This window comes from Anaerobacillus alkaliphilus, assembly GCF_004116265.1.
In the GTDB taxonomy this organism is placed as follows: Bacteria; Bacillota; Bacilli; order Bacillales; family Anaerobacillaceae; genus Anaerobacillus; species Anaerobacillus alkaliphilus.
The window spans coordinates 1,024,160-1,047,402 of record NZ_QOUX01000046.1 but is presented as its reverse complement, the minus strand read 5'-3'; the positions used below and the strand labels follow the sequence as shown (position 1 = coordinate 1,047,402).

The 23,243-nt window shown below is 36.8% G+C and carries 21 protein-coding genes and 1 riboswitch; of the genes, 15 read left to right on the top strand and 6 right to left on the bottom strand.

Going from position 1 to position 23,243, the window contains the following annotated elements; genetic code table 11:
- Positions 1 to 21: 21 nt before the first annotated feature.
- Complete coding sequence (locus DS745_RS20280) at positions 22 to 252, top strand: twin-arginine translocase TatA/TatE family subunit (protein WP_129080025.1); 231 nt, start codon at positions 22 to 24, stop codon at positions 250 to 252.
- Between the two features lie 48 nt (positions 253 to 300).
- Here DS745_RS20280 and DS745_RS20275 read toward each other — a convergent pair whose 3' ends face one another.
- A complete protein-coding gene (locus DS745_RS20275) occupies positions 301 to 501 on the bottom strand; it encodes a cold-shock protein (protein ID WP_129080024.1) in 201 nt (66 codons plus the stop codon).
- A 215-nt stretch (positions 502 to 716) separates the two neighbouring features.
- Here DS745_RS20275 and DS745_RS20270 point away from each other — a divergent pair, with 215 nt between their 5' ends.
- From DS745_RS20270 to DS745_RS20260, 3 genes are all read left to right on the top strand, one after another.
- A complete protein-coding gene (locus DS745_RS20270) occupies positions 717 to 1,913 on the top strand; it encodes a bacillibactin exporter BcbE (RefSeq protein ID WP_129080023.1) in 1,197 nt (398 codons plus the stop codon).
- A gap of 70 nt (positions 1,914 to 1,983) precedes the next feature.
- A complete protein-coding gene (gene ytkD, locus DS745_RS20265; RefSeq protein ID WP_129080022.1) occupies positions 1,984 to 2,472 on the top strand; it encodes an RNA deprotection pyrophosphohydrolase in 489 nt (162 codons plus the stop codon).
- Positions 2,473 to 2,619: 147 nt separating this feature from the next.
- The gene (locus DS745_RS20260; protein WP_129080021.1) at positions 2,620 to 2,997 is read left to right on the top strand and encodes a spore coat protein; all 378 of its coding nucleotides are present in this window, start codon (positions 2,620 to 2,622) and stop codon (positions 2,995 to 2,997) included.
- A 47-nt stretch (positions 2,998 to 3,044) separates the two neighbouring features.
- Here DS745_RS20260 and DS745_RS20255 read toward each other — a convergent pair whose 3' ends face one another.
- The 4 genes from DS745_RS20255 to pckA form a co-directional block, all read right to left on the bottom strand.
- Positions 3,045 to 3,851, bottom strand: coding sequence for an ABC transporter permease (locus tag DS745_RS20255; protein ID WP_129080020.1), 807 nt, complete (start codon positions 3,849 to 3,851; stop codon positions 3,045 to 3,047).
- Entirely contained in the window at positions 3,832 to 4,608 is a 777-nt protein-coding gene (locus DS745_RS20250) for an ABC transporter ATP-binding protein (protein ID WP_129080019.1), read from the bottom strand. The genes DS745_RS20255 and DS745_RS20250 overlap by 20 nt, the downstream gene beginning before the upstream one ends.
- 88 nt (positions 4,609 to 4,696) lie before the next feature.
- On the bottom strand, positions 4,697 to 5,695 hold the full coding sequence (locus DS745_RS20245) for an ABC transporter substrate-binding protein (RefSeq protein ID WP_129080018.1): 999 nt from the start codon (positions 5,693 to 5,695) through the stop codon (positions 4,697 to 4,699).
- Positions 5,696 to 5,918: 223 nt separating this feature from the next.
- On the bottom strand, positions 5,919 to 7,499 hold the full coding sequence (gene pckA / locus DS745_RS20240; protein WP_129080116.1) for a phosphoenolpyruvate carboxykinase (ATP): 1,581 nt from the start codon (positions 7,497 to 7,499) through the stop codon (positions 5,919 to 5,921).
- A gap of 297 nt (positions 7,500 to 7,796) precedes the next feature.
- A riboswitch (SAM riboswitch) is annotated at positions 7,797 to 7,931 on the top strand.
- 251 nt (positions 7,932 to 8,182) lie between these two features.
- Here pckA and metK point away from each other — a divergent pair.
- The 7 genes from metK (at position 8,183) to DS745_RS20205 (ending at position 18,531) form a co-directional block, all read left to right on the top strand.
- Positions 8,183 to 9,388, top strand: coding sequence for a methionine adenosyltransferase (gene metK / locus DS745_RS20235; RefSeq protein WP_129080017.1), 1,206 nt, complete (start codon positions 8,183 to 8,185; stop codon positions 9,386 to 9,388).
- A gap of 347 nt (positions 9,389 to 9,735) precedes the next feature.
- A complete protein-coding gene (glgB, locus tag DS745_RS20230) occupies positions 9,736 to 11,754 on the top strand; it encodes a 1,4-alpha-glucan branching protein GlgB (RefSeq protein WP_241657875.1) in 2,019 nt (672 codons plus the stop codon).
- The gene (locus DS745_RS20225) at positions 11,669 to 12,844 is read left to right on the top strand and encodes a glucose-1-phosphate adenylyltransferase (RefSeq protein ID WP_129080016.1); all 1,176 of its coding nucleotides are present in this window, start codon (positions 11,669 to 11,671) and stop codon (positions 12,842 to 12,844) included. The genes glgB and DS745_RS20225 overlap by 86 nt, the downstream gene beginning before the upstream one ends.
- A 16-nt stretch (positions 12,845 to 12,860) precedes the next feature.
- The gene (gene glgD / locus DS745_RS20220; protein ID WP_129080015.1) at positions 12,861 to 13,964 is read left to right on the top strand and encodes a glucose-1-phosphate adenylyltransferase subunit GlgD; all 1,104 of its coding nucleotides are present in this window, start codon (positions 12,861 to 12,863) and stop codon (positions 13,962 to 13,964) included.
- Between the two features lie 89 nt (positions 13,965 to 14,053).
- Positions 14,054 to 15,481, top strand: coding sequence for a glycogen synthase GlgA (glgA, locus tag DS745_RS20215; RefSeq protein ID WP_129080014.1), 1,428 nt, complete (start codon positions 14,054 to 14,056; stop codon positions 15,479 to 15,481).
- Positions 15,482 to 17,968, top strand: a complete 2,487-nt coding sequence (locus tag DS745_RS20210) for a glycogen/starch/alpha-glucan phosphorylase (RefSeq protein ID WP_277750940.1) — start codon at positions 15,482 to 15,484, stop codon at positions 17,966 to 17,968.
- Positions 17,969 to 18,147: 179 nt separating this feature from the next.
- Positions 18,148 to 18,531 (top strand): hypothetical protein, encoded by a 384-nt coding sequence (locus tag DS745_RS20205; protein ID WP_129080013.1) that lies wholly within the window; start codon positions 18,148 to 18,150, stop codon positions 18,529 to 18,531.
- 701 nt (positions 18,532 to 19,232) lie between these two features.
- On the opposite strand, the gene DS745_RS20200 is transcribed toward DS745_RS20205, so the two are convergent.
- Positions 19,233 to 19,754, bottom strand: coding sequence for a gamma carbonic anhydrase (locus DS745_RS20200; RefSeq protein WP_129080012.1), 522 nt, complete (start codon positions 19,752 to 19,754; stop codon positions 19,233 to 19,235).
- Between the two features lie 120 nt (positions 19,755 to 19,874).
- On the opposite strand from DS745_RS20200, the gene DS745_RS20195 reads away from it, so the two are divergent.
- The 4 genes from DS745_RS20195 (at position 19,875) to DS745_RS25220 (ending at position 23,221) form a co-directional block, all read left to right on the top strand.
- Positions 19,875 to 20,645 (top strand): alpha/beta hydrolase, encoded by a 771-nt coding sequence (locus DS745_RS20195; RefSeq protein ID WP_129080011.1) that lies wholly within the window; start codon positions 19,875 to 19,877, stop codon positions 20,643 to 20,645.
- Between the two features lie 61 nt (positions 20,646 to 20,706).
- Positions 20,707 to 21,765: a tetraprenyl-beta-curcumene synthase family protein gene (locus tag DS745_RS20190; protein ID WP_129080010.1), complete on the top strand. Its 1,059-nt coding sequence runs from the start codon at positions 20,707 to 20,709 to the stop codon at positions 21,763 to 21,765.
- 165 nt (positions 21,766 to 21,930) lie between these two features.
- Positions 21,931 to 22,740, top strand: coding sequence for an adenosylmethionine decarboxylase (speD, locus tag DS745_RS20185; RefSeq protein WP_129080009.1), 810 nt, complete (start codon positions 21,931 to 21,933; stop codon positions 22,738 to 22,740).
- A gap of 124 nt (positions 22,741 to 22,864) precedes the next feature.
- Entirely contained in the window at positions 22,865 to 23,221 is a 357-nt protein-coding gene (locus tag DS745_RS25220) for a YjcZ family sporulation protein (protein WP_241657874.1), read from the top strand.
- Positions 23,222 to 23,243 lie beyond the last annotated feature (22 nt).

The following is a 23,243-nucleotide window of genomic DNA, read 5'->3' as shown; positions in this document are numbered from 1 at the left end:
CTTAATTAGGGGGAGAAAAGTATGTTAGGAAATATCGGAATTCCAGGGTTAATCTTAATTTTAGTTATCGCTTTAATTATATTTGGTCCGAAAAAGTTACCTGAAATGGGTAGAGCGGTAGGTCAGACGTTAAGGGAGTTCAAAAAGTCAACACGGGAGTTAACAAGCGATTTTGACGATGACGACAAGAAACCTGTAAAATCTGTGGAGAAACAAGTAGACCCGACAGAAGAAGCTAAAAAGACCGATTAAACTATATAAAGAAGATAGGCTGGAGTATTTTCCAGCCTATTTTTTACGTTATATTCTTACAACATTTACAGCTTGTGGACCACGGTTGCCAGTTTCAACGTCAAAGCTAACTTCTTGACCTTCGTCAAGTGATTTGAAACCTTCACCTTGAATAGCTGAAAAGTGAACAAATACATCATCTTGTCCTTCTACTTCAATAAATCCAAAGCCTTTTTCTGCATTAAACCATTTTACTTTACCTTGTGGCATTAAAAAATTCCTCCTAAAAAACCCTTTTAATTTTTTCCATTTACCCATTACTTGCGTAAATCGAAAGTAAATGGACATTTGGTAATCTGTCCTATAGTAAAAGAAATTATTCACTAATATTTTGTTTTTCGAAATAATCTTTCGTTGGAATAGATTTTTCAGTTTCTTAAATACTAATCTAAGAGCATTGATCATTCTAAAGAAGGCGGGGTTTTATGGACGATAAAAAAACGTGGGATCTTGTTTCTTTAGCATCTATTCCTTTAGTTATGACACTAGGGAATTCTATGTTAATTCCAGTGCTTCCGACGATTGAAAAAGAGTTAAATATTAGTTCCTTGCAGGTTAGTATGATTATTACTGTTTATTCTGTTGTTGCAATTATCTTAATACCAATTGCCGGGTATTTATCTGATCAGTATGGAAGGAAGCTAATAATTATTCCAAGCTTGACGCTTGCAGCTATTGGTGGACTTATTTCTGGCTGGGCGTCTTGGCAAATAGATGATGCTTATGGAATTATTATTATTGGACGATTATTACAGGGAATTGGTGCGGCTGGTGCGGCCCCTATAGTAATGCCACTTGTAGGAGACATATTCACCGATGAAAAAGATGTCAGCAATGGATTAGGTGTTATTGAAACGTCAAATACATTCGGAAAAGTGTTGAGTCCGATTTTGGGTGCAGTCTTAGCTGCAGTGGTTTGGTACATGCCATTTTTTGCATTTCCTGTTTTTTGTTTGGTGTCAATTGTCATGATGATTTTTTTAGTGAAAAACCCACCAGTGTCAAGCAAACCGCCAAAACTTAATGTATTTATAAGGTCGATTAAAAATATTTTTAAAAATGAAGGTCGTTGGCTCTATTCTGTGTTCGTCATTGGTTGTATCTGTATGTTCGTTCTCTTTGGTGTCTTGTTTTATTTATCAACTATGTTAGAAGAGAGGCATAACATTGATGGTATAAAAAAGGGAATTATATTAGCGATCCCACTTGCAGCTTTATGTTTGTCTTCTTATGTTACAGGAAAAACGATTGGTAAAGAAAAGATGAAGATGAAGATTGTAACTGTTGTGGGGTTAGTCATTTTGACTATTGCAAATTTTTCTGTTGCGTTTACGAAAGACATTTATGTCTTGTTAACAGCTATGTTTGCATCGGGAGTTGGAATTGGTTTTGCCCTACCTAGTTTGGATGCCCTTGTCACAGAAGGGATCGCTAAAGAAGAAAGAGGTACAATTACGTCAATTTATAGTAGCATGAGGTTTGTTGGTGTCGCACTAGGACCACCAGTTGTTGCTATATTAATGAAAGCTTCCCACTTTACGTTATTTGCTGTTGTGACCTTTGTTAGTCTCGTTTCAGTTTTTATTACGATGAAATTTATTAAACCTACCGAGGACGATTAGTTATTCAGACTTTCCTATACATGTCGTGTATAATATAGATAAAATAAGGAGAAGGAGTGTCAGTAACAAATTGTCTAATTCTTATTCATTTTATGATTATTATCGTAATAAAGTTGAATTTTCCTATAACGACCATCCTTTTTCCAAAGAACCTCGACATGTTTGGGTTATTTGTATGTATGAGGGAAAATGGTTATTAACTCGTCATGCAGAACGGGGTATCGAGTTTCCAGGAGGAAAAGTAGAAGAGGGAGAAACGGCGCCAGAAGCAGCAAAGCGAGAAGTTTCTGAAGAAACCGGAGGTAAAGTCGAAAATTTAACTTATATTGGTCAATACCGCGTCACAGGAAAACAAGAAGTTGTTATAAAAAATGTGTATTTTGCTCTAATTAGTGGTCTTGAAATAAAGGATCACTACTTTGAAACAGAAGGTCCTATTTTATTGAAAGAATTACCTCCAAAAATCAGAACTGATAAGGAATACAGTTTTATTATGAAAGATGAAGTTCTTACGTTTAGCTTAAAATGGTTAGAAACAGAAAAAAAGAACAGCCTTTAGACACTTACTATGTGTCATAGGCTGTTTTTTTCTTATTTATAGGTCTTTGAAATAGAAATTAAGCAAAATGCCCTGTTTGTTTGTCCTGAACAAAGTCTAGTCTTTTACATAGGATACATTATCACGAGTAAGGAGGAGATTAAAAAAATGAGTGACAGAATAGAACAAAGTGCAGAACAAATGAATAAAGAAGTTCAAATTTCAGAAGAGTTAATTCACATTATGAACTCTTGTGATGTCAAGGTAAGTACAACAGATACAAAAGCTGCGGTATCATTACAAGCATCATTACAAGCGGCAATCGCCTTAATCATCACGATATCAATTGCCGATAGTTCACAAGCAGAAAAAATTACTCAAGACCTATTACAATCAACAAAAATTAAACAAGAATCTATTCAAAAGGTTGTCATTGATAATTCACAAGGGGTAAACGTTACAACAACAGACACACAAGTTGCATTAAACATTCAACTTTTATTACAACTTTTATTAGCATTAATTGTAAGGCTAGACATTTTATAATGATGCTAAAAAGAACCGTACTAGAATTTTTCTAGTACGGTTCTATCTTATTTGAGCATTTGTTTTGTTAATTTTCGTTCTAGTAGCTCAACGCCTTGATACATTAATGTTGCTAATACTGCAATCACTAACAGGCTTAAGATTACTAAGTTAAAGTTAAAGACTTGGAAACCATAAATAATCATATAGCCTAAACCTTGCTTTGATACTAAGAATTCTCCAACAATAACCCCTACCCATGAGAGACCTACATTAACCTTTAATGTAGAAATAATTGTCGGTACAGTCGCAGGTAAGATAACTGATTTAAAAGACTGTTGCTTTGTAGCACCAAATGTTTGGACAACCTTTAGGTAATTCTCATCGACTCCTTTAAAGGCATTGTAGACGACGAGTGTCGTGATTATTACTGAGATTAATGCTCCCATTGCAATAATAGATAAATAGCCTGGTCCAAGACCAACAATTAAAATTGGGCCTAGGGCAATCTTAGGCATGGAGTTTAGAACAACTAAATAGGGGTCTAGAACTCTTGATAAAAATGGTGACCACCATAGAGTTGCGGCAATAAGTGTTCCAATAACAGTTCCCAGTATAAACCCAGCAATCGTTTCAAAAAGGGTAACTGATGTATGGATGAGTAATGACCCATCCTGTACTTTTTCGAGAAATAAGTTCCATACCCTCGATGGCATGCTAAATAGAAGTGGATCAACCCAACGCATCCTAGCAGCAAGCTCCCAAGTAAAGAAAAATAATAAAAGGATTGTAAGTTGTGTAAACCTTATTTTAACCCCTTCTACCCGTTTTTTGTATTTATACTGTTCGTGTAGACTAGAGATGTTGTTCTTCAAGACTCTCCAACTCCTTCCATATTCGTTGAAAGAGCTTGTTATAATCCTGATGGTTTCTAGCTTGAAAAGGTGATAAGAGTCTTAATGTCTCGGGAACAACAAACGTATTGGATATTTTTCCTGGGCGTGATGATAACAGCACAATTCGATCTGACATGGCAATTGCTTCGCCAATATCATGGGTAACTAATATAGCTGTTTTTTCTTGTTCTTTAATTGTATATGAGACTAGATCTTCAAGCTTTAATTTTGTTTGATAGTCTAAGGCAGAAAATGGTTCATCTAATAATAAAAGTTTAGGTTCAGTGGCTAATATTCGAACTAGGGCAACACGTTGGCGCATTCCCCCGGATAACTGACTAGGATAATCATTTTTCTTATCTAAAAGCCCCATCTTTTCTAGTAATGATAACGCAAAATTTTTAGAGTTATCATTATATTTCTTCATTGTTTTTAAACCAATAGTAATGTTTTGTTCAATGGTTAACCAAGGGAATAAATAATCTTGCTGCAACATATATCCAGTTTTCGGTGATGGTCGCAAGATTTGCTGCCCCTCAATATTAATCTCTCCGTTCGTAGGTTGAAGCAAGCCTGCAATCAGAGACAATAACGTTGTTTTACCACAACCGCTTGGTCCGATTAAAGAGATGAATTCACCTGGTTCTACAGAGAGTGAAATATCTTTGAGGGCGGTTGTTGCAGCTTCTTGTGAAAAAAATGTTTTGTTAACATTTTTAATCCTGACAATCGACATTGCAAAAAACCTCCCCTTTCGACTGAGTGAAGAGGAGGCTAGTATAAAACGTATCAAATTTTACACTAACCACTCTTCTGAACTATGTTTACTTCGTTACTTTATCTGCAATATCAGTATTGACTAAGTCCTGATAATTAACGTGCATTGGCAATTCTCCAGCTTGATCCATAATGATATGAAGGTTTTCCCAGGCCTCTTCTTTAATTCTAGGAGAAGTGGCATAAGAACCCTGTGATTTATAATTTTCAACAACACTTTTTATGACTTCCATATCTGTATCACTAAAAAATGGTTGAATAGATTTTGCAATCTCTTCTGTTGAACTAGACTGAACCCATTGTTGAGCTTTATATAAGGCTCTTGTAAAGCGCTCAAGCACATCACCATTTTTTTCAATATAACTCTGTTTTGCCATAAAGCCTGTGTAAGGGACGGTTCCAGACTCAGCACCAAAGGAAGCAACGATGTGGCCTAATCCTTCAAGTTCAAATTGTGTTGCTGTTGGCTCAAACAACTGGACAAACTGACCAGTTCCAGATGCAAAAGCACTTGGGATATTTCCAAAATCGATATTTTGAATGAGATTTAAGTCGTTCTGAGGGTTAATTCCATGTTTTCTTAATACATGCTCACCAACCATCTGTGGCATACCGCCTTTTCTTTGACCAAGGAACGTACTTCCTCTCAACATATCCCAATCAAAATTTTCAATAGGTTCTCTAGATACTAGAAATGTGCCATCTGTTTGTGTTAAGGCTGCAAAGTTAATAGGGGGGTCATTTGCCCCTTGTGCATATACATAGATAGAGGTTTCAGCTCCAACTAGAGCCACATCTGCACCATTAGCCAAAAGGGTAGTCATAGTCGTGTCTCCACCCCATGTAGTAGTTAAGTCAATTTCGATGCCTTCTTCCTCAAAGAAGCCCTCCGAAATAGCTACATATTGTGGTGCGTAAAATATTGATCTTGTAACTTCAGCTACTCGAATGGTGTCTGTTTCTTTTGAGGACGAACAACCAACAAATAGTAGTGCAGCTAAAGACGTCATTAAACTTAAAAAAATCACCTTACTAAAACCTTTCATGTAAACTCCTCCTGATAAAACGAATAGATAATCTTGTGATGTGATAGTCTATGTTCATTCGCCTAGATGTGTGTGTAAGTTCCATAAAAAATTTGGGCTTCAGAGGAAGGTTCTAGATTTATAGAGAAATAAAAAAACGCTTAGAATTAATGAACTGCACCTCCAATTGTTAGTTGTGTCTAACAATGGGGGTGCAGTTCATAACTAAGCGTTTAAACTATAATTAGAATTTTGGCCCTGCATTACGAATGATATCAGAAACCTTATCAAACTTCATGAAGTTTTCTTGGAACTTCGACGCAAGTTCTTTAGCTTTATTATCATATGCTTCTTTATCTTCCCATGTTTCTTTTGGTTGAAGTACTTCATCTGGTACTCCAGGGCATCTTGTAGGAATGTGTAAGCCAAAAATTGAATCAACGACTGTTTCCACTGAATGAAGTTCTCCTAGTAAAGCTGCCTGAACCATCGCGCGAGTATAAGTTAAATTCATACGTTTGCCGACGCCATATTGGCCACCAGACCAGCCCGTGTTAACTAGAAAAACTTGAACATCATGTTGATTGATTTTTTCCCCTAGCATCTCTGCATATCGGTACGCAGGTAGTGGTAAGAATGGTGCTCCAAAACATGTTGAGAATGTTGCTTCTGGGCTTGTTACTCCACGCTCTGTTCCCGCTAATTTACTCGTATACCCAGACAGGAAGTGATACATTGCCTGTTCTTTCGTTAACTTGCTTATTGGAGGTAATACTCCAAATGCGTCTGCAGTTAAGAAAATAATCGTGTTCGGATGACCTGCAACACTTGGAATGACACAGTTTGGTATCAACTCAATTGGATAGGCAGCACGAGTATTTTCAGTTAGAGTTGTATCGTTGTAGTCTGGTGTTCGGTTTTCATCTAACATAACGTTCTCGAGTACAGAGCCAAAACGAATTGCATTAAAGATTTCAGGCTCTTTTTCCTCAGTAAGGTTAATACATTTTGCGTAGCAACCACCTTCAATATTGAAGACACCCGTGTGCGACCAGCCGTGCTCATCGTCTCCAATTAGGTGACGACTTGGATCAGCAGATAAAGTTGTTTTTCCAGTTCCAGAAAGCCCGAAGAATAAGGCAACATCACCTTCATCACCAACATTAGCTGAACAGTGCATAGATAGCACATTTCGCTCAGGTAATATATAATTCATAATTGAGAAGATTGATTTTTTAATTTCTCCTGCATATTCAGTACCTCCAATTAGGACAGTACGTTTTTCAAATGATACAATAATAAATGTCTCAGATTTCGTACCATCTAGATTTGGATCCGCTTTAAAACCAGGAGCTGAGATTACAGTAAATTCAGCTTCATGTGTAAGTAACTCTTCTGCATTTGGACGAATAAATAATTGACGAGCAAAAAGATTATGCCAAGCATACTCGTTCACTACTCGGATCGGAAGTCGATAACCAATATCAGCTCCAGCAAAATTTTTAGAAACAAAAACCTCATCTTTAGTTTCTAAGTATGCAAGGACCTTTTTATATAAGTTTTCAAAGACTTCTTTACTAATTGGTTGGTTTACAGACCCCCAATTAATTTTCTCTTTAATAGACGTTTCTTCAACGATATATTTATCCTGTGGTGAACGACCAGTATATTTACCAGTAGTTGCACGTAGGGCACCAGTAGATGTTAGAATTCCTTCTTTTCTTTCAAGAGCTCTTTCTACTAATTGAGAAACGGGTAAGTCATGGCTAATATTACTGCCTTTTAAAAGCTTATCTAGTTCTGTTTCATAGCTAAGTGTACTCATTCGCACCAAAACCCTTCCTACATAAAATTTTTTTATCATCTATTTTTCTAATATATGCAGTAAAATGTACTTTGTTATGGATTAGTATAACACATTAAAACGAATAGTCTATACTAATTGATGTTTTTCTCAGGACAATTTTTGTAGGTTATGATTTATAACAGTATATAGATAGCATTCAAAACTGTATGGTTTTTGGAGTTCTGTTGTTAGGGAAAATTCGACAAATTCAGGCAAATTTTCTAAAAACGGTTGACATTAAATAACCAGTGCGATATGATATGTCCCGAACGGATACTCTTATCCCGAGTCGGTGGAGGGACAGGCCCGAAGAAACCCGGCAACCAACACTTATAGTGTAAGCTTACAGTTTACATATCATATTAGTGAAAAGGTGCTAACCTGCAAGGCTACGGCTTTGATCGATAAGAGGGCGAAAGGCGGATAATCAAAACCTTTTCCTCTAGATTTGGAAAAGGTTTTTTTCATATGGGGCTATATAGAACGATTTTAGCCTAGTTCTTAGTGTAAACATTTTTTGAATGGTTAAGCTAAGTTTACTAACGAAATGATTTGTTCTTTCAAAAACTAAAATTCTGTTTGACTAATTAGTCAATAGGGAAAATGAGTACCGTATCAAAAGATAGCATATCCTATAGAGGATAAAGGAGGTACAATTTATTATGACAGAAAAGAAAACTCGTCGTTTATTCACATCAGAATCAGTTACCGAAGGTCATCCGGATAAAATTTGTGACCAAATCTCTGACTCAATTCTTGATGCTATTTTAGCTAGTGATCCTAATGCGCGTGTTGCATGTGAAACATCAGTAACAACAGGATTAGTACTTGTAGCTGGAGAAATCACAACGTCTACATATGTTGACATTCCAAAGATTGTCCGTGAAACAGTTCGTGAGATTGGCTACACTCGTGCGAAGTATGGTTTTGATTCTGAAACTTGTGCGGTGTTAACTTCTATTGATGAGCAATCACCTGATATTGCACAAGGTGTTGACCAAGCTCTTGAAGCTCGTGAAGGATTGATGTCCGATGCTGAGATCGATGCAATCGGTGCTGGTGACCAAGGTTTAATGTTTGGGTACGCAAATAATGAAACTCCAGAATTAATGCCATTACCTATTTCACTTGCTCACAAACTTGCTCGCCGTTTAACAGAGGTACGTAAAGAAGAAATTCTACCTTACTTACGTCCAGATGGAAAAACACAAGTAACAGTAGAGTATGATGAAAACAATCAACCAGTTCGTATTGATACAATTGTTATCTCTACTCAACATCACCCAGAGGTTGCATTAGAGCAAATTCAACGTAACTTAAAAGAGTATGTAATCAAGCCTGTTGTTCCAGCACACTTAATTGATGAAGAAACGAAATACTTTATTAATCCAACAGGTCGTTTCGTAATTGGGGGACCTCAAGGAGATGCTGGTTTAACTGGTCGTAAGATTATCGTTGATACGTATGGTGGTTATGCTCGTCACGGAGGCGGTGCATTCTCAGGTAAGGATCCTACAAAAGTTGACCGTTCTGCAGCTTATGCAGCTCGTTATGTTGCGAAAAACATTGTTGCAGCTGGCCTAGCTGACCGTTGTGAAGTTCAACTTGCCTATGCGATCGGTGTGGCTCAACCAGTTTCGATTTCGATTGACACATTTGGTACAGGGAAAGTGACTGAAGAGGTATTAGTTGAAGTTGTTCGTTCTAACTTTGACCTTCGTCCGGCTGGTATCATTAAAATGCTTGATCTTCGTCGTCCGATTTATAAGCAAACTGCGGCTTATGGTCACTTTGGACGTACTGATGTTGAACTTCCATGGGAGTTTACAGATAAAGCCGAAGCATTAAAAGCACAAGCTCTAAAATAAATATATGATTAAAGTGATCTTTTTCCTTTGGGAAAAGATCACTTTTTTTTGTTGAAAGCATTTTATGAATAATTTCTTATAATTGTCACAATTGGAATGTTAGATTTTGTCGTTACTGCGTAAGCGTTTACCGTTGCCGTTATAAAAAGAATTTTTTCTAAGGTTTTGTAAAAATGAATAATTATTCACAATTCTTTGTAGGATTTTGTCACAAGAAAAATATGAATTTTCACTATTTTTGGTATTAATATAGAGGTATTAGTTTTTTTGTAATAGAAATTTATTAATAGTGAAAATTTAGAAGATTTAGTAATTTAATATAGTAAAGTTAGGAAAGGAAGGGACTTGTGGGAACTACTCCAATCATAAGTGATCATGATCTATATTTATTTCATCAGGGAAACCTATTTCAAAGTTATACAGTTATGGGGGCACATCTCCTTAACGAAAAAGGGAAAAGTGGAGTTCGTTTCACGATGTGGGCACCAAATGCAGAAAATGTTAGTGTTGTAGGAAATTTCAATAGCTGGAATGGAACATTACATGAAATGAATCGAGTGAGTGAGAACGGTATCTGGTCACTATTTATTCCTGGATTAAAGGATGGAGATTTGTACAAGTATGAAATACATACTGAGAAAGGGGATATACTTCGAAAAGCAGATCCCTATGCTTTTTTCTCTGAAGTTAGACCAAATACTGCCTCTAAAGTGACATCCCTAAGCGGTTACAAATGGAATGATCAGAGTTGGTATAAACGCAAGCAACAACAAAATATATATGAGGAACCACTCTTAATCTACGAAGTACATCTAGGATCTTGGAAGCTACATGAAAATGGGGAATTCTATACATATCGCGAACTTGCCCATGAACTTGTGGATTACGTAAAGGAGTTGGGATATACACATATAGAGATTTTGCCTGTGTCAGAACATCCTTTTGATAAATCATGGGGCTATCAGTTAACAGGTTATTTTTCAGTAACAAGTCGCTACGGCACACCTGACGATTTTAAATATTTCATCGATTGTTGTCATCAGAAAGGGATTGGTGTCCTACTCGATTGGGTACCTGGTCATTTTTGTAAGGATGACCATGGATTGCGTCTTTTTGATGGTAAACCAGTTTTTGAGTACGAAGACATACAGAAAGCGGAAAAGAAAGAATGGGGAACTTTGACGTTTGATTTTGGTAGACCAGAGGTAGTCTCCTTTCTAATTTCAAATGCACTATTTTGGATGGATGTTTACCATATTGATGGTCTCCGAGTAGATGCTGTGTCTAGCATGCTTTACTATAATCACGGAAAAAGTGATGAAGAGGCAGAGGTTCGTAACCAATTTGGAGGATATGAAAACTTAGAAGCAATCGCTTTTTTACGTAAATTAAATGAAACAGTTTTCCATTACTATCCAGAAGCTTTAATGATGGCTGAGGAATCGACTGCCTGGCCTAATGTTAGTGGACCTACATATCTTGGAGGACTAGGCTTTAACTTTAAATGGAACATGGGCTGGATGAATGACATGCTTAAATATATGGAATTAGATCCAATTCACAGAAAATATCATCATCATTTAATTACATTCTCTTTTCTATACGCATTCTCAGAGAACTTTATCTTGCCTCTTTCTCATGATGAAGTTGTTCACGGGAAAAAGTCATTGTTAAATAAGATGCCTGGGGACTATTGGCAGAAATTCGCTAATTTACGGGTGTTTTTAGGATACATGGCTACACACCCTGGGAAGAAGCTCTTGTTTATGGGTGGGGAATTTGGTCAGTTTGATGAGTGGAAAGAGCTTGAGGATCTTGACTGGGAACTATTAGATTATGAAATGCACTTGAAAATGAAACGTTACGTCGAAAAATTAAATGAACTGTATTTAAATGAGAAAGCTCTTTGGCAACTAGATCATGAGCAAGATGGGTTCGAGTGGATTGACCCTAATAACTATGAACAAAGTATTATTTCATTTATTAGGAAGGGCCTAACAGAAAGAGAACAGTTAATTATTATTTGTAATTTCACACCTGTGGTGTACCACCAATATAAGATTGGTGTTCCATTACTTACTGATTATCAGGAAGAGTTTAATAGTGATTCAATTGAATACGGTGGTTCAGGTCAAATAAATACTGGGCTTATCAAAGCAAGAGATGAGAATTGGCATAACCAAGCTTTTACAATCGAGGTTACCGTTCCACCATTATCAATTAGTGTATTTCGACCAATTAACATTCCAATTTCGCAAACTTTACAGGGGGGTATTCACAATGAACAGAAAAAAAGAGTGCGTCGCAATGTTACTAGCAGGGGGAGAGGGGAAGAGACTAGAGCTTCTAACAAAAAACCTAGCTAAACCTGCTGTTTACTTTGGCGGCAAATACCGTATCATTGATTTTCCATTAAGTAATTGTACCAACTCTGGTATTGATACTGTTGGTGTCCTGACTCAGTATCAACCTCTTGTTCTTAATTCCTACATTGGGATTGGTTCCGCCTGGAGCTTAGATCGAAAACATGGTGGGGTTACAGTACTGCCACCATTCCAAGCTCAAAACGGTGGAGATTGGTATAAGGGTACTGCGGATGCAATCTATCAAAATATAAATTTTATTGAGCAATATAACCCAAAATACGTCCTTATATTATCAGGGGATCATATTTACAAGATGAACTACGCAAAGATGCTTAAGCATCACAAGCAAAAAGAAGCGGACGTAACAATATCTGTCATTGAAGTACCTTGGGAAGAAGCGAGTAGATTTGGAATATTAAACACTACAGACGATTTACGTATTCATACATTTGATGAAAAACCTGCAAATCCACAAAGCAATTTGGCATCAATGGGCATTTATATCTTTAACTGGGAACTATTAAAAAGTTATTTAATCGAGGATGCTCAAAATCCACACTCAAGTCATGACTTTGGGAAAAACGTCTTACCAACTTTATTACAAGATGGTAAACGATTGTATGCTTATCAATTTGAAGGTTACTGGAAAGATGTAGGAACTGTAGAGAGCCTTTGGGAAGCAAACATGGACTTACTTGAAAATGAACCACAGTTTAACTTAAATGAGTCTGGTTGGCGAATGTATTCTGTAAATCCTAATCAACCTCCACAATACATATCTAGTAGAGCTACCGTTAGTCAATCACTGATTAACGAAGGATGTTTGGTTGATGGTAACATTGATCACTCTATTTTGTTCTATGGAGTTCAAATTGGCGAAGGAAGTATGGTTAAGGATTCGGTGATCATGCCAAATGTAAAAGTAGGAAAAAATGTGGTCATTGAAAAAGCAATTATTGGTGAGAACACAGTAATTGAAGACGGAGCAATTATTAGGGCAAAGGTTGGAGACGAAAGAGATATTGTCTTAATAGGTGAGAATAGCCGAATTATGGCTGAAGAAGATACAGTTCAGACGAAAGTACACTAAGGGGGTCTACGGGACTATGGAAATTATGGGAGTAATAAATTTAGATAATGAGCAAGATTTCTTAAACGAGTTAACGTACTTTCGTTGTGGTGCTGCTGTACCGTTTGCCGGAAGGTACCGTCTGATTGACTTTGTTATATCTAATATGACACATGCAGGTATGACGGATATTGCGGTCTTTACAAGAAAAAAATACCGATCGTTAATGGATCACTTAGGGAAAGGGAAGTCTTGGGACTTAGATACAAAATATGGCGGTTTATTTATCTTGCCACCAGATTGGAATGATCCAACAGACATATCAAAAGGTGATTTGCAACATTTTCATAATAACTTAGACTACTTTTATCGTGGAAAAGCAGAATATGTACTCGTTTCCGGGAGCCAACATATTTGTACTGTTGACTACCAAGAAGTCTATGAACATCACCTAAAAACAGGTGCGGATGTAACGGTGATTTATAAGAAAGTTGAGATGTTAGAGCCAGAACATAAGCACTGCAGAAAATTAGAAACGTCTGATGAGGGACGTGTCATTAAGGTAACAAACGAGGAATATAACAATAATGTTTATATGAATATGTACTTAGTTAGTAAAAAACTATTATTACAGCTTGTTGAGTATGGTATTGCCCATGGTGCAACTCATTTCTTCAATGATTGTATTGCAAGCGAAACTGCAAATTTAAATGTTCAGGCTTTTGAATATAAAGGTGTTTATTCAGTGGTAAATTCAGTGCAAAGCTATTATAAAAATAGTTTGCAGATCTTAAACCCAGATTTTTACCGAGAGTTATTCTTCAGCGAACAGACAATTTTGACTAAAGTTAAGAATGAACCACCTGCTAGGTATTTACAAGGGTCTGTTGTATCAAATTCATTAGTAGGAAATGGTTGCATCATTGAGGGCACAGTTGAAAATAGCATCTTGTTCCGAGGTGTCGTTGTAAAAAAGGGTGCAGTGATTAAAAACTCTATTGTCATGCAACGTTGTGATATTCAAGAAAATTCAATTTTAGAAAATGTCATTCTAGATAAAGATGTAACACTAACAGAAGGAAAACGATTAATTGGAAATGAACAAATGCCATTTGTTATTCCAAAGCAAAAAGTAATTTAATAGAGTCTTAAAAAGATAGGACTAAGGAGTATGAAATAGTCATGCTTCTTAGTCTATATTGAACAGTATTCATAAGGAGATGTTAATTAATGAAAGTCCTATTCGTTGCTACTGAATGTACCCCATTTATTAAAACAGGGGGACTTGCTGATGTGATTGGTGCACTACCAAAAGAATTAAAGAAAGAAGGCATAGACGTTCGTGTCGTTCTTCCTAAATATGAAGCGATCCCTGAAGGTTTTAAGACAGATATGGAGACAATCTACACGGGTACTGTCCCAGTAGGATGGCGAAACCAATACGTTGGTGTAGAAATGTTAGTAAAAGATGAACTAACCTACTATTTCATCGATAACGAATATTACTTCAAGCGGGAAGGTCTTTATGGATTTTATGATGATGCAGAAAGATTTGCATATTTTAATCGAGCAGTCTTAGAAATGTTACCACAGATTGATTTTCAACCTGATGTGATCCATTGTCATGATTGGCAATCAGCGCTAATCCCTTTATTTTTAAAGACTCACTATTGTGAACAGCCGTTTTATCATGAAGTAAAAACAATGTTTACAATTCATAATCTAAAATACCAAGGGATATTTCCAAAAGAAGTTCACTTTGAATTATTAGCTTTAGGGGAAGAACATTTTGAGGGTGTGGAGTTTGATGGTTGTGTGAATTACCTCAAAAGTGCTCTCATCCATGCAAACATTCTTACAACGGTAAGTGAAACGTATGCCAATGAAATTCAAAATCCTTATTATGGTGAGAAGTTAGATGGTTTATTAAGATACCGTAGTGGTGAACTACACGGCATCGTTAATGGCCTTGACTACTTGGAATATGATCCTATGAACGATCCAAATTTAACGTTCCCTTACCGAAGTGCCAAAAGCAAAAAACAAAAAAATAAACGTGAATTGCAACAGCAGTTAGGTTTACCTGAGCAAGAAGAGGTACCGATGCTTGCTATCGTTACACGTTTGGTAGAACAAAAAGGATTAGACTTGGTTACTCATATCTTTGAAGACCTTGTAAAGGAAGATGTTCAAATTGTAATACTAGGTACAGGTGATAGAGAATACGAACAATACTTCTTAGACGCTGCAACAAGATATCCAGAGAAAGTTTCCACTCATATTACATTTAATGAGGGATTTGCCAGAAAGATTTATGCAGCAAGTGATCTATTTTTAATGCCATCACGGTTTGAGCCATGTGGTATTGGGCAGTTAATTGCTCTTCGTTATGGAAGTGCACCTGTTGTTAGAGAAACTGGTGGACTAGTTGATACAGTAAGACCTTTTATTGTAGAAACGCTGCAGGGTAATGGATTTAGTTTTGCTAATTATAATGCCCACGACTTTCTGTTTACAATAAAAGGCGCGTTATCTGTTTATGAGGATCCAACTTTATGGTCTGCGTTGATGAAGAACATGGCAAAGTCGGATAACAGTTGGAATAAATCAGCAAGAGGATACGTTGATCTTTATCTCAGCGTAACAGGAGGCTATTAAATGACTTTTAGCTCGAATGAAAACAATCCGATTATTACTTTAGAAGAGTCTAATATATTTGCAGATAAACAAACTTTTATTAAAGAATTTTTAGAAACATTAGCCAATATACGCAGTAAAACTCTTGATGAAGCATCTCCCCTTGATCTTTACAATACGTTAGGTACGATGGTTCGAAATCATTTGAGCAAAAACTGGATAAGCACAAATAAGCAATATCAAATGAGCGGACAGAAGCAGGTCTACTATTTCTCTATGGAATTTTTAATGGGGCGCCTTTTACATTCAAATATGTTAAATCTAACAATTGAAAACGTTGTAAAAGAGGGCTTTGAAGAACTAGGAATTAATCTCGCCACTATATTTGAGGAAGAACATGACGCAGGTCTCGGGAATGGTGGATTAGGTCGCCTTGCTGCGTGTTTCTTAGATTCTATTGCTTCTTTACAGTTGCCGGGACATGGATGTGGTATCCGCTATAAATATGGTCTTTTCGAACAAAAAGTAATTGACGGATATCAAGTTGAACTTCCTGATTACTGGTTAAAAGAAGATTATGTTTGGGAAGTACGTCGTTCGGATCGATCAGTCACGGTTTGCTTCGGAGGGCATGTTGAGAGTGAGGAAATAAATGGGAAGTTAGCATTCCAGCATAAAAATTATGAAGCTGTATTAGCTGTTCCTTATGATGTTCCAGTAGTTGGTTTCGAAAATAAAACCGTTAATACCCTAAGACTATGGAGTGCTGAACCATCGATTAACGAGCATGAAATTCAAACATCAGATCGAGAAAACTACTACAAGTTTCTAAACTATAAACGATCAATTGAGTCTATTTCAGAGTTTTTATACCCAGATGATTCTCATTATGAAGGTAAGAAGCTTCGTTTAAAGCAACAATATTTTCTTGTTTCTGCTGGACTTCAAAGCATTATAAACTCATTGAGAAGAAAGTCTAAGCATAGTTTGTTAGATTTACCCGACAAAGTAGTTTTTCACATTAATGACACACATCCAGTCTTAATTATTCCTGAGCTAATGCGAATACTAATGGATGAAGAGGGACTTAGTTGGGACGAAGCTTGGGATATTACAACAAAAACATGTGCTTATACGAATCACACTACGCTCGTTGAAGCTTTAGAAAAATGGCCAATTAATCTTTTTCGAGAGTTATTGCCACGAATTTATATGATCGTTGAAGAAATAAATGAGCGTTTTTGCCGTCAGCTCTGGGAAAGGTATCCTGGAGAGTTTGATCGAATAAGTAATTTAGCAATCATTGCTCATGATCAAGTTCGAATGGCACATTTAGCGATTGTGGGTAGTTTCAGTGTGAACGGAGTTGCAAAGCTTCATACAGAAATTTTAAAGCACAGGGAAATGAATAACTTCTTCACCGTATATCCAGAAAAGTTTAATAATAAAACCAATGGGATCACTCATCGCAGGTGGTTAATGAACGCAAATCCAAAGCTTGCGGAGCATATTACTGAATCTATTGGCCAGCGTTGGTTAAAGCAACCACGTGACTTGATTGGTATTTTAAAATATGCGAATGATGCATCTTTTCAAGAAAAGGTATCGCAAGTCAAATTGGAAAACAAAATTCATTTAGCAAAGTATATTAAAGATAAGACGGGGATTGTTATTGATGAGCATTCAATATTTGATGTTCAAGTAAAACGACTCCATGCTTATAAACGCCAGTTATTAAATGTTTTTCATATAATGGAGTTGTATAATCTTCTGCGTGAGAACCCTAATATCGACATGGTCCCACGAACATTTATTTTTGGAGCAAAGGCAGCACCAAGTTATTTCTTTGCGAAAAAAATAATAAAACTAATTAATACAGTTGCAAATGTTGTTAATAATGATCCAAATATAAAAGGGAAATTGAAGGTTGTATTTTTGGAGAATTATAGTGTTTCAATGGCAGAGAAGATCATCCCAGCGGCTGATGTAAGTGAGCAGATCTCCACAGCAAGCAAGGAAGCTTCAGGAACTGGTAATATGAAGTTTATGATGAACGGCGCTTTAACAATCGGTACACTCGATGGTGCTAATGTAGAAATTCATGATATGGTAGGGAAGGACAACATATATATTTTTGGATTAACATCAGATCAAGTATTAAATTATTATAGCCATGGTGGCTATGTGGCAAGAGATATTTACAATAGTGATATAAGACTTAGAACAGTTCTAGATCAACTACTTGATGGATTTTTTGGGGAAGAAAAGGTTGAATTTAAAGATATTTACTATCAAATTTTATCTAATAACGACGAATATTTTGTGCTGAAGGATTTTGATAGTTATGTAGAAGAACATCAAAAAGTGGACCTCACTTATCGGGATCAAAAAGAGTGGTTAAAGAAATCAATTATTAATATTGCTCACTCTGGTAAGTTTTCAAGTGATCGAACGATTAGTGAGTATGCAACTGAAATATGGGGAATAAGACCATATAAGATAGAGTAACGAATGGAGGTCTGTGCGGATGCACAGACCTTTTTGGGGATTATTTATCTTTATTATGAGTCTACTACATTGGTTTATAGGACAAGAGTACATTTTAAGAGATTTTAGTACATTCATCTAATCGGGTTGTCCGTTCTTCTCGTATCTTACTATAGGGAGAATTGAAAGGAGGACTATTTATGAAGCCTTTAAGAACTCCGATGACAACGATAGGGAATTTAAAAATTACGAATGTTTCTGGTGGCGCTTCTCTTAATTTCGGTCCAGCCATTCATAAGGGGCACCAAGCAAATATGAAAATTGAGACTGGGGAGTATATCATTGGCGATGAATTTAATTTTGGATGTCCGCCAGAGGAAGAAGAAAATAATGATAATGATGATAATGGTAATGGTAATGATGAGATGGAAAATGATGATGAGAACTATTTTAGTGATAACGAAGATGAAGATGAAGACGAAGAGCTTGAGTACGACAATAAAAAACCCACCAATGGTAAGCGGTGGAAGTGGGTCGATGGAAATTTAAAAAGGGCTGATCAAATAGAAGAAGACGATGATTAAAATAACTGGTAGCGAGGGCAAAGTGAAAGAATTTTAGAGTTGGTCTTTATTCGGACTACTTTCCCAACAGAAGTAGTCCGAATAAGGGGCGTTTTGGAATGGATCAACAGTTAATATTATTCTTGGTTACCAAATCCTCCTAGCAACTGGAAAACACGCGCAGCAAGAACAATCTTGGTTACCGAATTCTCCTAGCAACTGGAAAACACGCGCAGCAAGAACAATCTTGGTTACCGAATTCTCCTAGCAACTGGAAAACATGCGCAGCAAGATCAATCTTGGTTACCAAATTCTCCTAGCAACTGGAAAACATGCGCAACGAGATCAATCTTGGTTACCAAATTCTCCTAGTAACTGGAAAACACACGCAGCAAGATCAATCTTGGTTACCAAATCTTCCTAGAAACTGGAAAACACGCGCAGCAAGAACAATCTTGGTTACCGAATTCTCCTAGTAACTGGAAAACATGCGCAGCAGGATCAATCTTGGTTACCGAATCCTCCTAGTAACTGGAAGATATGCGCAACGAGATCAATCTTGGTTACCGAATCCTCCTAGTAACTGGAAAATATGTCCATTAAGATTTATTTCGAAATTCCAATAAGGTGCCTATTCACTTCTCACCCATACCTATACAAAAAAACTAGTCCGAATAGCTAAGTCGCACATTCAGACTAGTATATTATATTGAAAATGACTTTCACTTCTCTTCATCTTGCAAACTTTTATAATATTGACCTTTTTCTACATACTCACGGCGTATTCTTGCCATATCATTAAGATCATTCTCAGTTAGTTCTCTTATGACTTTGGCAGGGCGACCAAATGCTAACGTATTAGGAGGAATTTTTTTCCCCTGAGGAACAAGGCTACCTGCTCCGATAAACGCACCCTCACCAATTTCAGCTCCGTCAAGAATAATCGAGCCCATCCCTATTAATGCATTTTTACGAATGCAACAACTGTGTAAAAGTACTTGGTGGCCAACAGTCACATCGTCTTCAATTATTAATGGATATTGTGGGCTTTGATGGAGTGTACAATTGTCTTGGACATTTACACGGTCTCCAATTAAAGTTGGAGATACGTCACCACGAATAACTGTGTTAAACCATATGCTTGAGTGTGCCCCTATTTTTACATCACCTGTCACTGTAACGAAATCGGCAATAAATGCAGTTTCGTCAATTTCCGGTAATTTTCCTTTATAAGGATAGATCATAATTTGAATCCCCCTGATTGTCATGTTATTTTTATAGTACCAATATATTTATAGTAAGGAAACTACTCTCAATTTTATCAAAATTAGGAGTTAATAGATAGTAAATAGGGGGATGATCGTATGTGGGTTTGGGAGAGTAAAGACGCAAAAGCGGTATTTGTGTTAGTTCATGGAGCAAATGAACATCATGTTCGTTATCAATGGTTAGTCCAGAAGTTAATCAACGAAGGATTTCATGTTGTCATGGGAGATTTACCAGGTCAGGGGAGAAAGCCAAAAGCAAGAGGGCATGTAGAGAGCTTTCAAGAGTATATTGATACGATAGAAGAGTGGTATAAACGTGCACAGGAATTTCACTTACCAATCTTTCTTCTAGGCCATAGTATGGGCGGTTTAGCCGTCATACAGACTATGCTTCAAAAAAAACTAGACGTTAATGCAATTATTCTATCTTCACCATGTCTAGGTTTAGTCAATCCACCATCTAAGTTTTTGCAGTATAGTGCTATTCCCCTTAATAAATTCATTCCGAAACTACGTTTGGCAACTAACCTTGCACAAGTAACACGATGTGAAGAGATGCTAAAGAGAGATGAGTCAGATATTCATATGGTGAAAAAGGTTTCAATCCGCTGGTTTATGGAATTAAAAACTGCAATGGCCAATAGTCACCGTGATGTTCATAACTTTCCCAATGTTCCACTTGCAGTCCTTCAAGGGGGAGATGATTTAATTGTCGACAAGTCTGCTGTACTAGATTGGTTTCATAATGTCCCATTAACCGATAAATATTATAAAGAATTTCCAGGTTTGTATCACGAAGTATTTAATGAGCCAGAGAAGGAAACAGTGTTTGAGATAGCAAAAGGGTTTATGGAGTCACATCTATAAAATATATTTTTATATGAGACATATCTTAGACGCGCTCAGTGTTTCTAGAAAGGAGTTTATCTTGAGTATACCAAAGCAACCTTTGACGTTAATGACGAAAATTTACAAAGACGTATTGCCGCGAGTTCACCAAAATCTAAATTATTGGAAACAAAAGGCGGATGATATCCCTGATCCAGAATTACGAAAACAAGCCTTAGCAAGTATTGAAACAAAAACCTTTCATTGTGAGGGTGGGAGTATCTACGGATTGTTAGCTAAAGCAGATATTGATAAAACCATTGAGTTTATCGTTGCTTATCAAACAATTAGTGATTACTTAGATAATTTATGTGACAGGAGCACATCTCTTGATCCTAGAGATTTTCGTACTTTACATAATTCGATGCTACACGCACTTACAGCAAATGCTCCTTTAGAAAATTATTACCGCTATCGTGAAGAACAAAACGATGGCGGCTATTTACAGGAGTTGGTACGAACATGTCAGCAAGTACTTCAGAGTTTACCATCATATGAGAATATAGGTGAACAGATTATCGAGCTTGCGGAATATTACTGTGACCTTCAAGTACATAAACATGTGAAAGTGGACGAACGTGTACCCAGACTAGAAAACTGGTTTAATACCCATAGAAACCAACTACCTCCAATGAGTTGGTATGAGTTCTCAGCGTGTTCAGGCTCTACATTAGGTATATTTTGTTTAGTCGCCTATGCTACAAGCGAAGGTTTTACAAGAGAAGAAGCTCAAAAGGTCAAGGAAAGTTACTTTCCTTGGGTTCAAGGCCTGCATATTTTACTCGACTATTTCATCGATCAAGAAGAAGATCGACAAGGTGGAGATTTGAATTTTTGCTTTTACTATGATGATGAACAGCATTTAATTGAAAGGCTAGAGCATTTTGCTAAAAAAGCAGATTTAAGTATTCAGAGTATGCCACACCAATCATTCCATTATTTTATTAATAAAGGTTTATTAGCGATTTACTTAGCCGATGAAAAGGTACGGAAACAAAGAAACGTGAGAGAACTAGCTAAACGATTAATTCGCATTGGTGGAGGTTCAACAATGTTTTTCTATATCAATGGTTGGCTTTATCGAAGGTTAAAAAAATAGTATGAGGCTTAGAGGATCAATTTATTTCTCTAAGCTTTTTTTTTCATCCAAAATGATCTGAGAAAACCAATCAAAAATTTCATAGGAAATTGAGTTTTTCATTAAGCAATGGGTAAGATAATAATACTTAGACTGAACAAACTACTTAGTAAGGGGAGTTTTTTCATGAAACTTACACCAGAGCAGAGAATTACCTTGCATGGGTTCAATAATTTAACAAAATCACTAAGCTTCAATATGTATGATGTTTGCTATACTAGGACAAAAGAAGAGCGTGAAGCTTACATAGAGTATATTGATGAGCAATACAGTGCAGAAAGGTTGACTCATATACTAAACACCGTTTCTGATATTATTGGTGCACATGTGTTAAATATTGCGCAACAGGACTATGTTCCTCAAGGAGCAAGTGTGACAATGCTTATTTCCGAGGAACCGGTAGTAGAAGTACCAACAAGTCAGTTTGAGGAATCACCTGGTCCGCTCCCAGATAATGTTGTTATGCAATTAGATAAAAGTCATATAACGGTTCATACGTATCCAGAATACCACCCTGATGAAGGAATAAGTACGTTTAGAGCAGATGTTGATGTTTCCACATGTGGAGAGATTTCACCATTAAAAGCACTGAATTATTTAATCCATTCTTTTGAAACAGATGTGATGACAATTGATTACCGTGTTCGTGGTTTTACGAGAGATATTAGTGGCCATAAGCTGTTTATTGATCATGAAATAAATTCAATCCAAAATTACATTCCGGATGATGTGAAAAACCTGTTTGATATGATTGATGTAAATGTTTATCAAGAGAATATCTTTCATACTAAATGTAAATTAAAAGAATTTGATTTAGATAATTATCTGTTTGGATATAAAAAAGACAAATTAGCTAGAGAAGAAGCTGAAGAAATTACACAGAAGCTTACAATGGAAATGGATGAGATCTTTTACGGTAAAAATATGTATAATTAAGAGCAATTCAAGCCCGGTATTAAAGGGTTCCTAGTTTTTTTTGCCGAAATTCCGCTCATACCTAACTCAGATTTCTCCCTGATTGCATAGGTTAGAATTATGTAACAGGGAAGGTGGTGTTAGAATGTTTGGACCGGTAACTGGTGCAGCTGCAGGTACAGCAGCTGGCTTTGCTGCAGCTCCATTTGCAGGCCCTGCAGCTCCTTTAGCGGGTGCGGCAGCGGGCGCAGCTTATGGTGCGGCAACGCCTACGTACGGCGCTGGCTTTGGAGCAGCTCCTATGCACGGCGCTGGATTCGGAGCAGGCCCTATGCACGGCGCAGGCTATGGTGCGGCTCCTGTAACAGGATGTGGATACGGTGCAATGCCTGTAGCTCCTGCAGCTCCTATGCATGGAGGCGGACGTGGCTTTGCGTTAATCGTTGTATTGTTTATTTTGTTGGTGATCATTGGAACGGCTTGGGTAACACCAACAGTTTAATTATTAAAAGGAAAGAGGCTGA

Excerpts from the sequence above, each read along its gene's own strand:
- speD (WP_129080009.1), top strand. The coding sequence starts at position 21,931 with ATGAAACTTACACCAGAGCAGAGAATTACCTTGCATGGGTTCAATAAT.
- DS745_RS20210 (WP_277750940.1), top strand. The coding sequence starts at position 15,482 with ATGACTTTTAGCTCGAATGAAAACAATCCGATTATTACTTTAGAAGAG.
- glgD (WP_129080015.1), top strand. The coding sequence starts at position 12,861 with ATGGAAATTATGGGAGTAATAAATTTAGATAATGAGCAAGATTTCTTA.
- metK (WP_129080017.1), top strand. The coding sequence starts at position 8,183 with ATGACAGAAAAGAAAACTCGTCGTTTATTCACATCAGAATCAGTTACC.
- DS745_RS20260 (WP_129080021.1), top strand. The coding sequence starts at position 2,620 with ATGAGTGACAGAATAGAACAAAGTGCAGAACAAATGAATAAAGAAGTT.
- glgA (WP_129080014.1), top strand. The coding sequence starts at position 14,054 with ATGAAAGTCCTATTCGTTGCTACTGAATGTACCCCATTTATTAAAACA.
- DS745_RS20200 (WP_129080012.1), bottom strand. The coding sequence starts at position 19,754 with ATGATCTATCCTTATAAAGGAAAATTACCGGAAATTGACGAAACTGCA.
- DS745_RS20195 (WP_129080011.1), top strand. The coding sequence starts at position 19,875 with ATGTGGGTTTGGGAGAGTAAAGACGCAAAAGCGGTATTTGTGTTAGTT.
- DS745_RS20275 (WP_129080024.1), bottom strand. The coding sequence starts at position 501 with ATGCCACAAGGTAAAGTAAAATGGTTTAATGCAGAAAAAGGCTTTGGA.
- DS745_RS20270 (WP_129080023.1), top strand. The coding sequence starts at position 717 with ATGGACGATAAAAAAACGTGGGATCTTGTTTCTTTAGCATCTATTCCT.
- DS745_RS20205 (WP_129080013.1), top strand. The coding sequence starts at position 18,148 with ATGAAGCCTTTAAGAACTCCGATGACAACGATAGGGAATTTAAAAATT.
- DS745_RS25220 (WP_241657874.1), top strand. The coding sequence starts at position 22,865 with ATGTTTGGACCGGTAACTGGTGCAGCTGCAGGTACAGCAGCTGGCTTT.
- DS745_RS20225 (WP_129080016.1), top strand. The coding sequence starts at position 11,669 with ATGAACAGAAAAAAAGAGTGCGTCGCAATGTTACTAGCAGGGGGAGAG.
- DS745_RS20245 (WP_129080018.1), bottom strand. The coding sequence starts at position 5,695 with ATGAAAGGTTTTAGTAAGGTGATTTTTTTAAGTTTAATGACGTCTTTA.
- pckA (WP_129080116.1), bottom strand. The coding sequence starts at position 7,499 with ATGAGTACACTTAGCTATGAAACAGAACTAGATAAGCTTTTAAAAGGC.
- DS745_RS20280 (WP_129080025.1), top strand. The coding sequence starts at position 22 with ATGTTAGGAAATATCGGAATTCCAGGGTTAATCTTAATTTTAGTTATC.
- DS745_RS20250 (WP_129080019.1), bottom strand. The coding sequence starts at position 4,608 with ATGTCGATTGTCAGGATTAAAAATGTTAACAAAACATTTTTTTCACAA.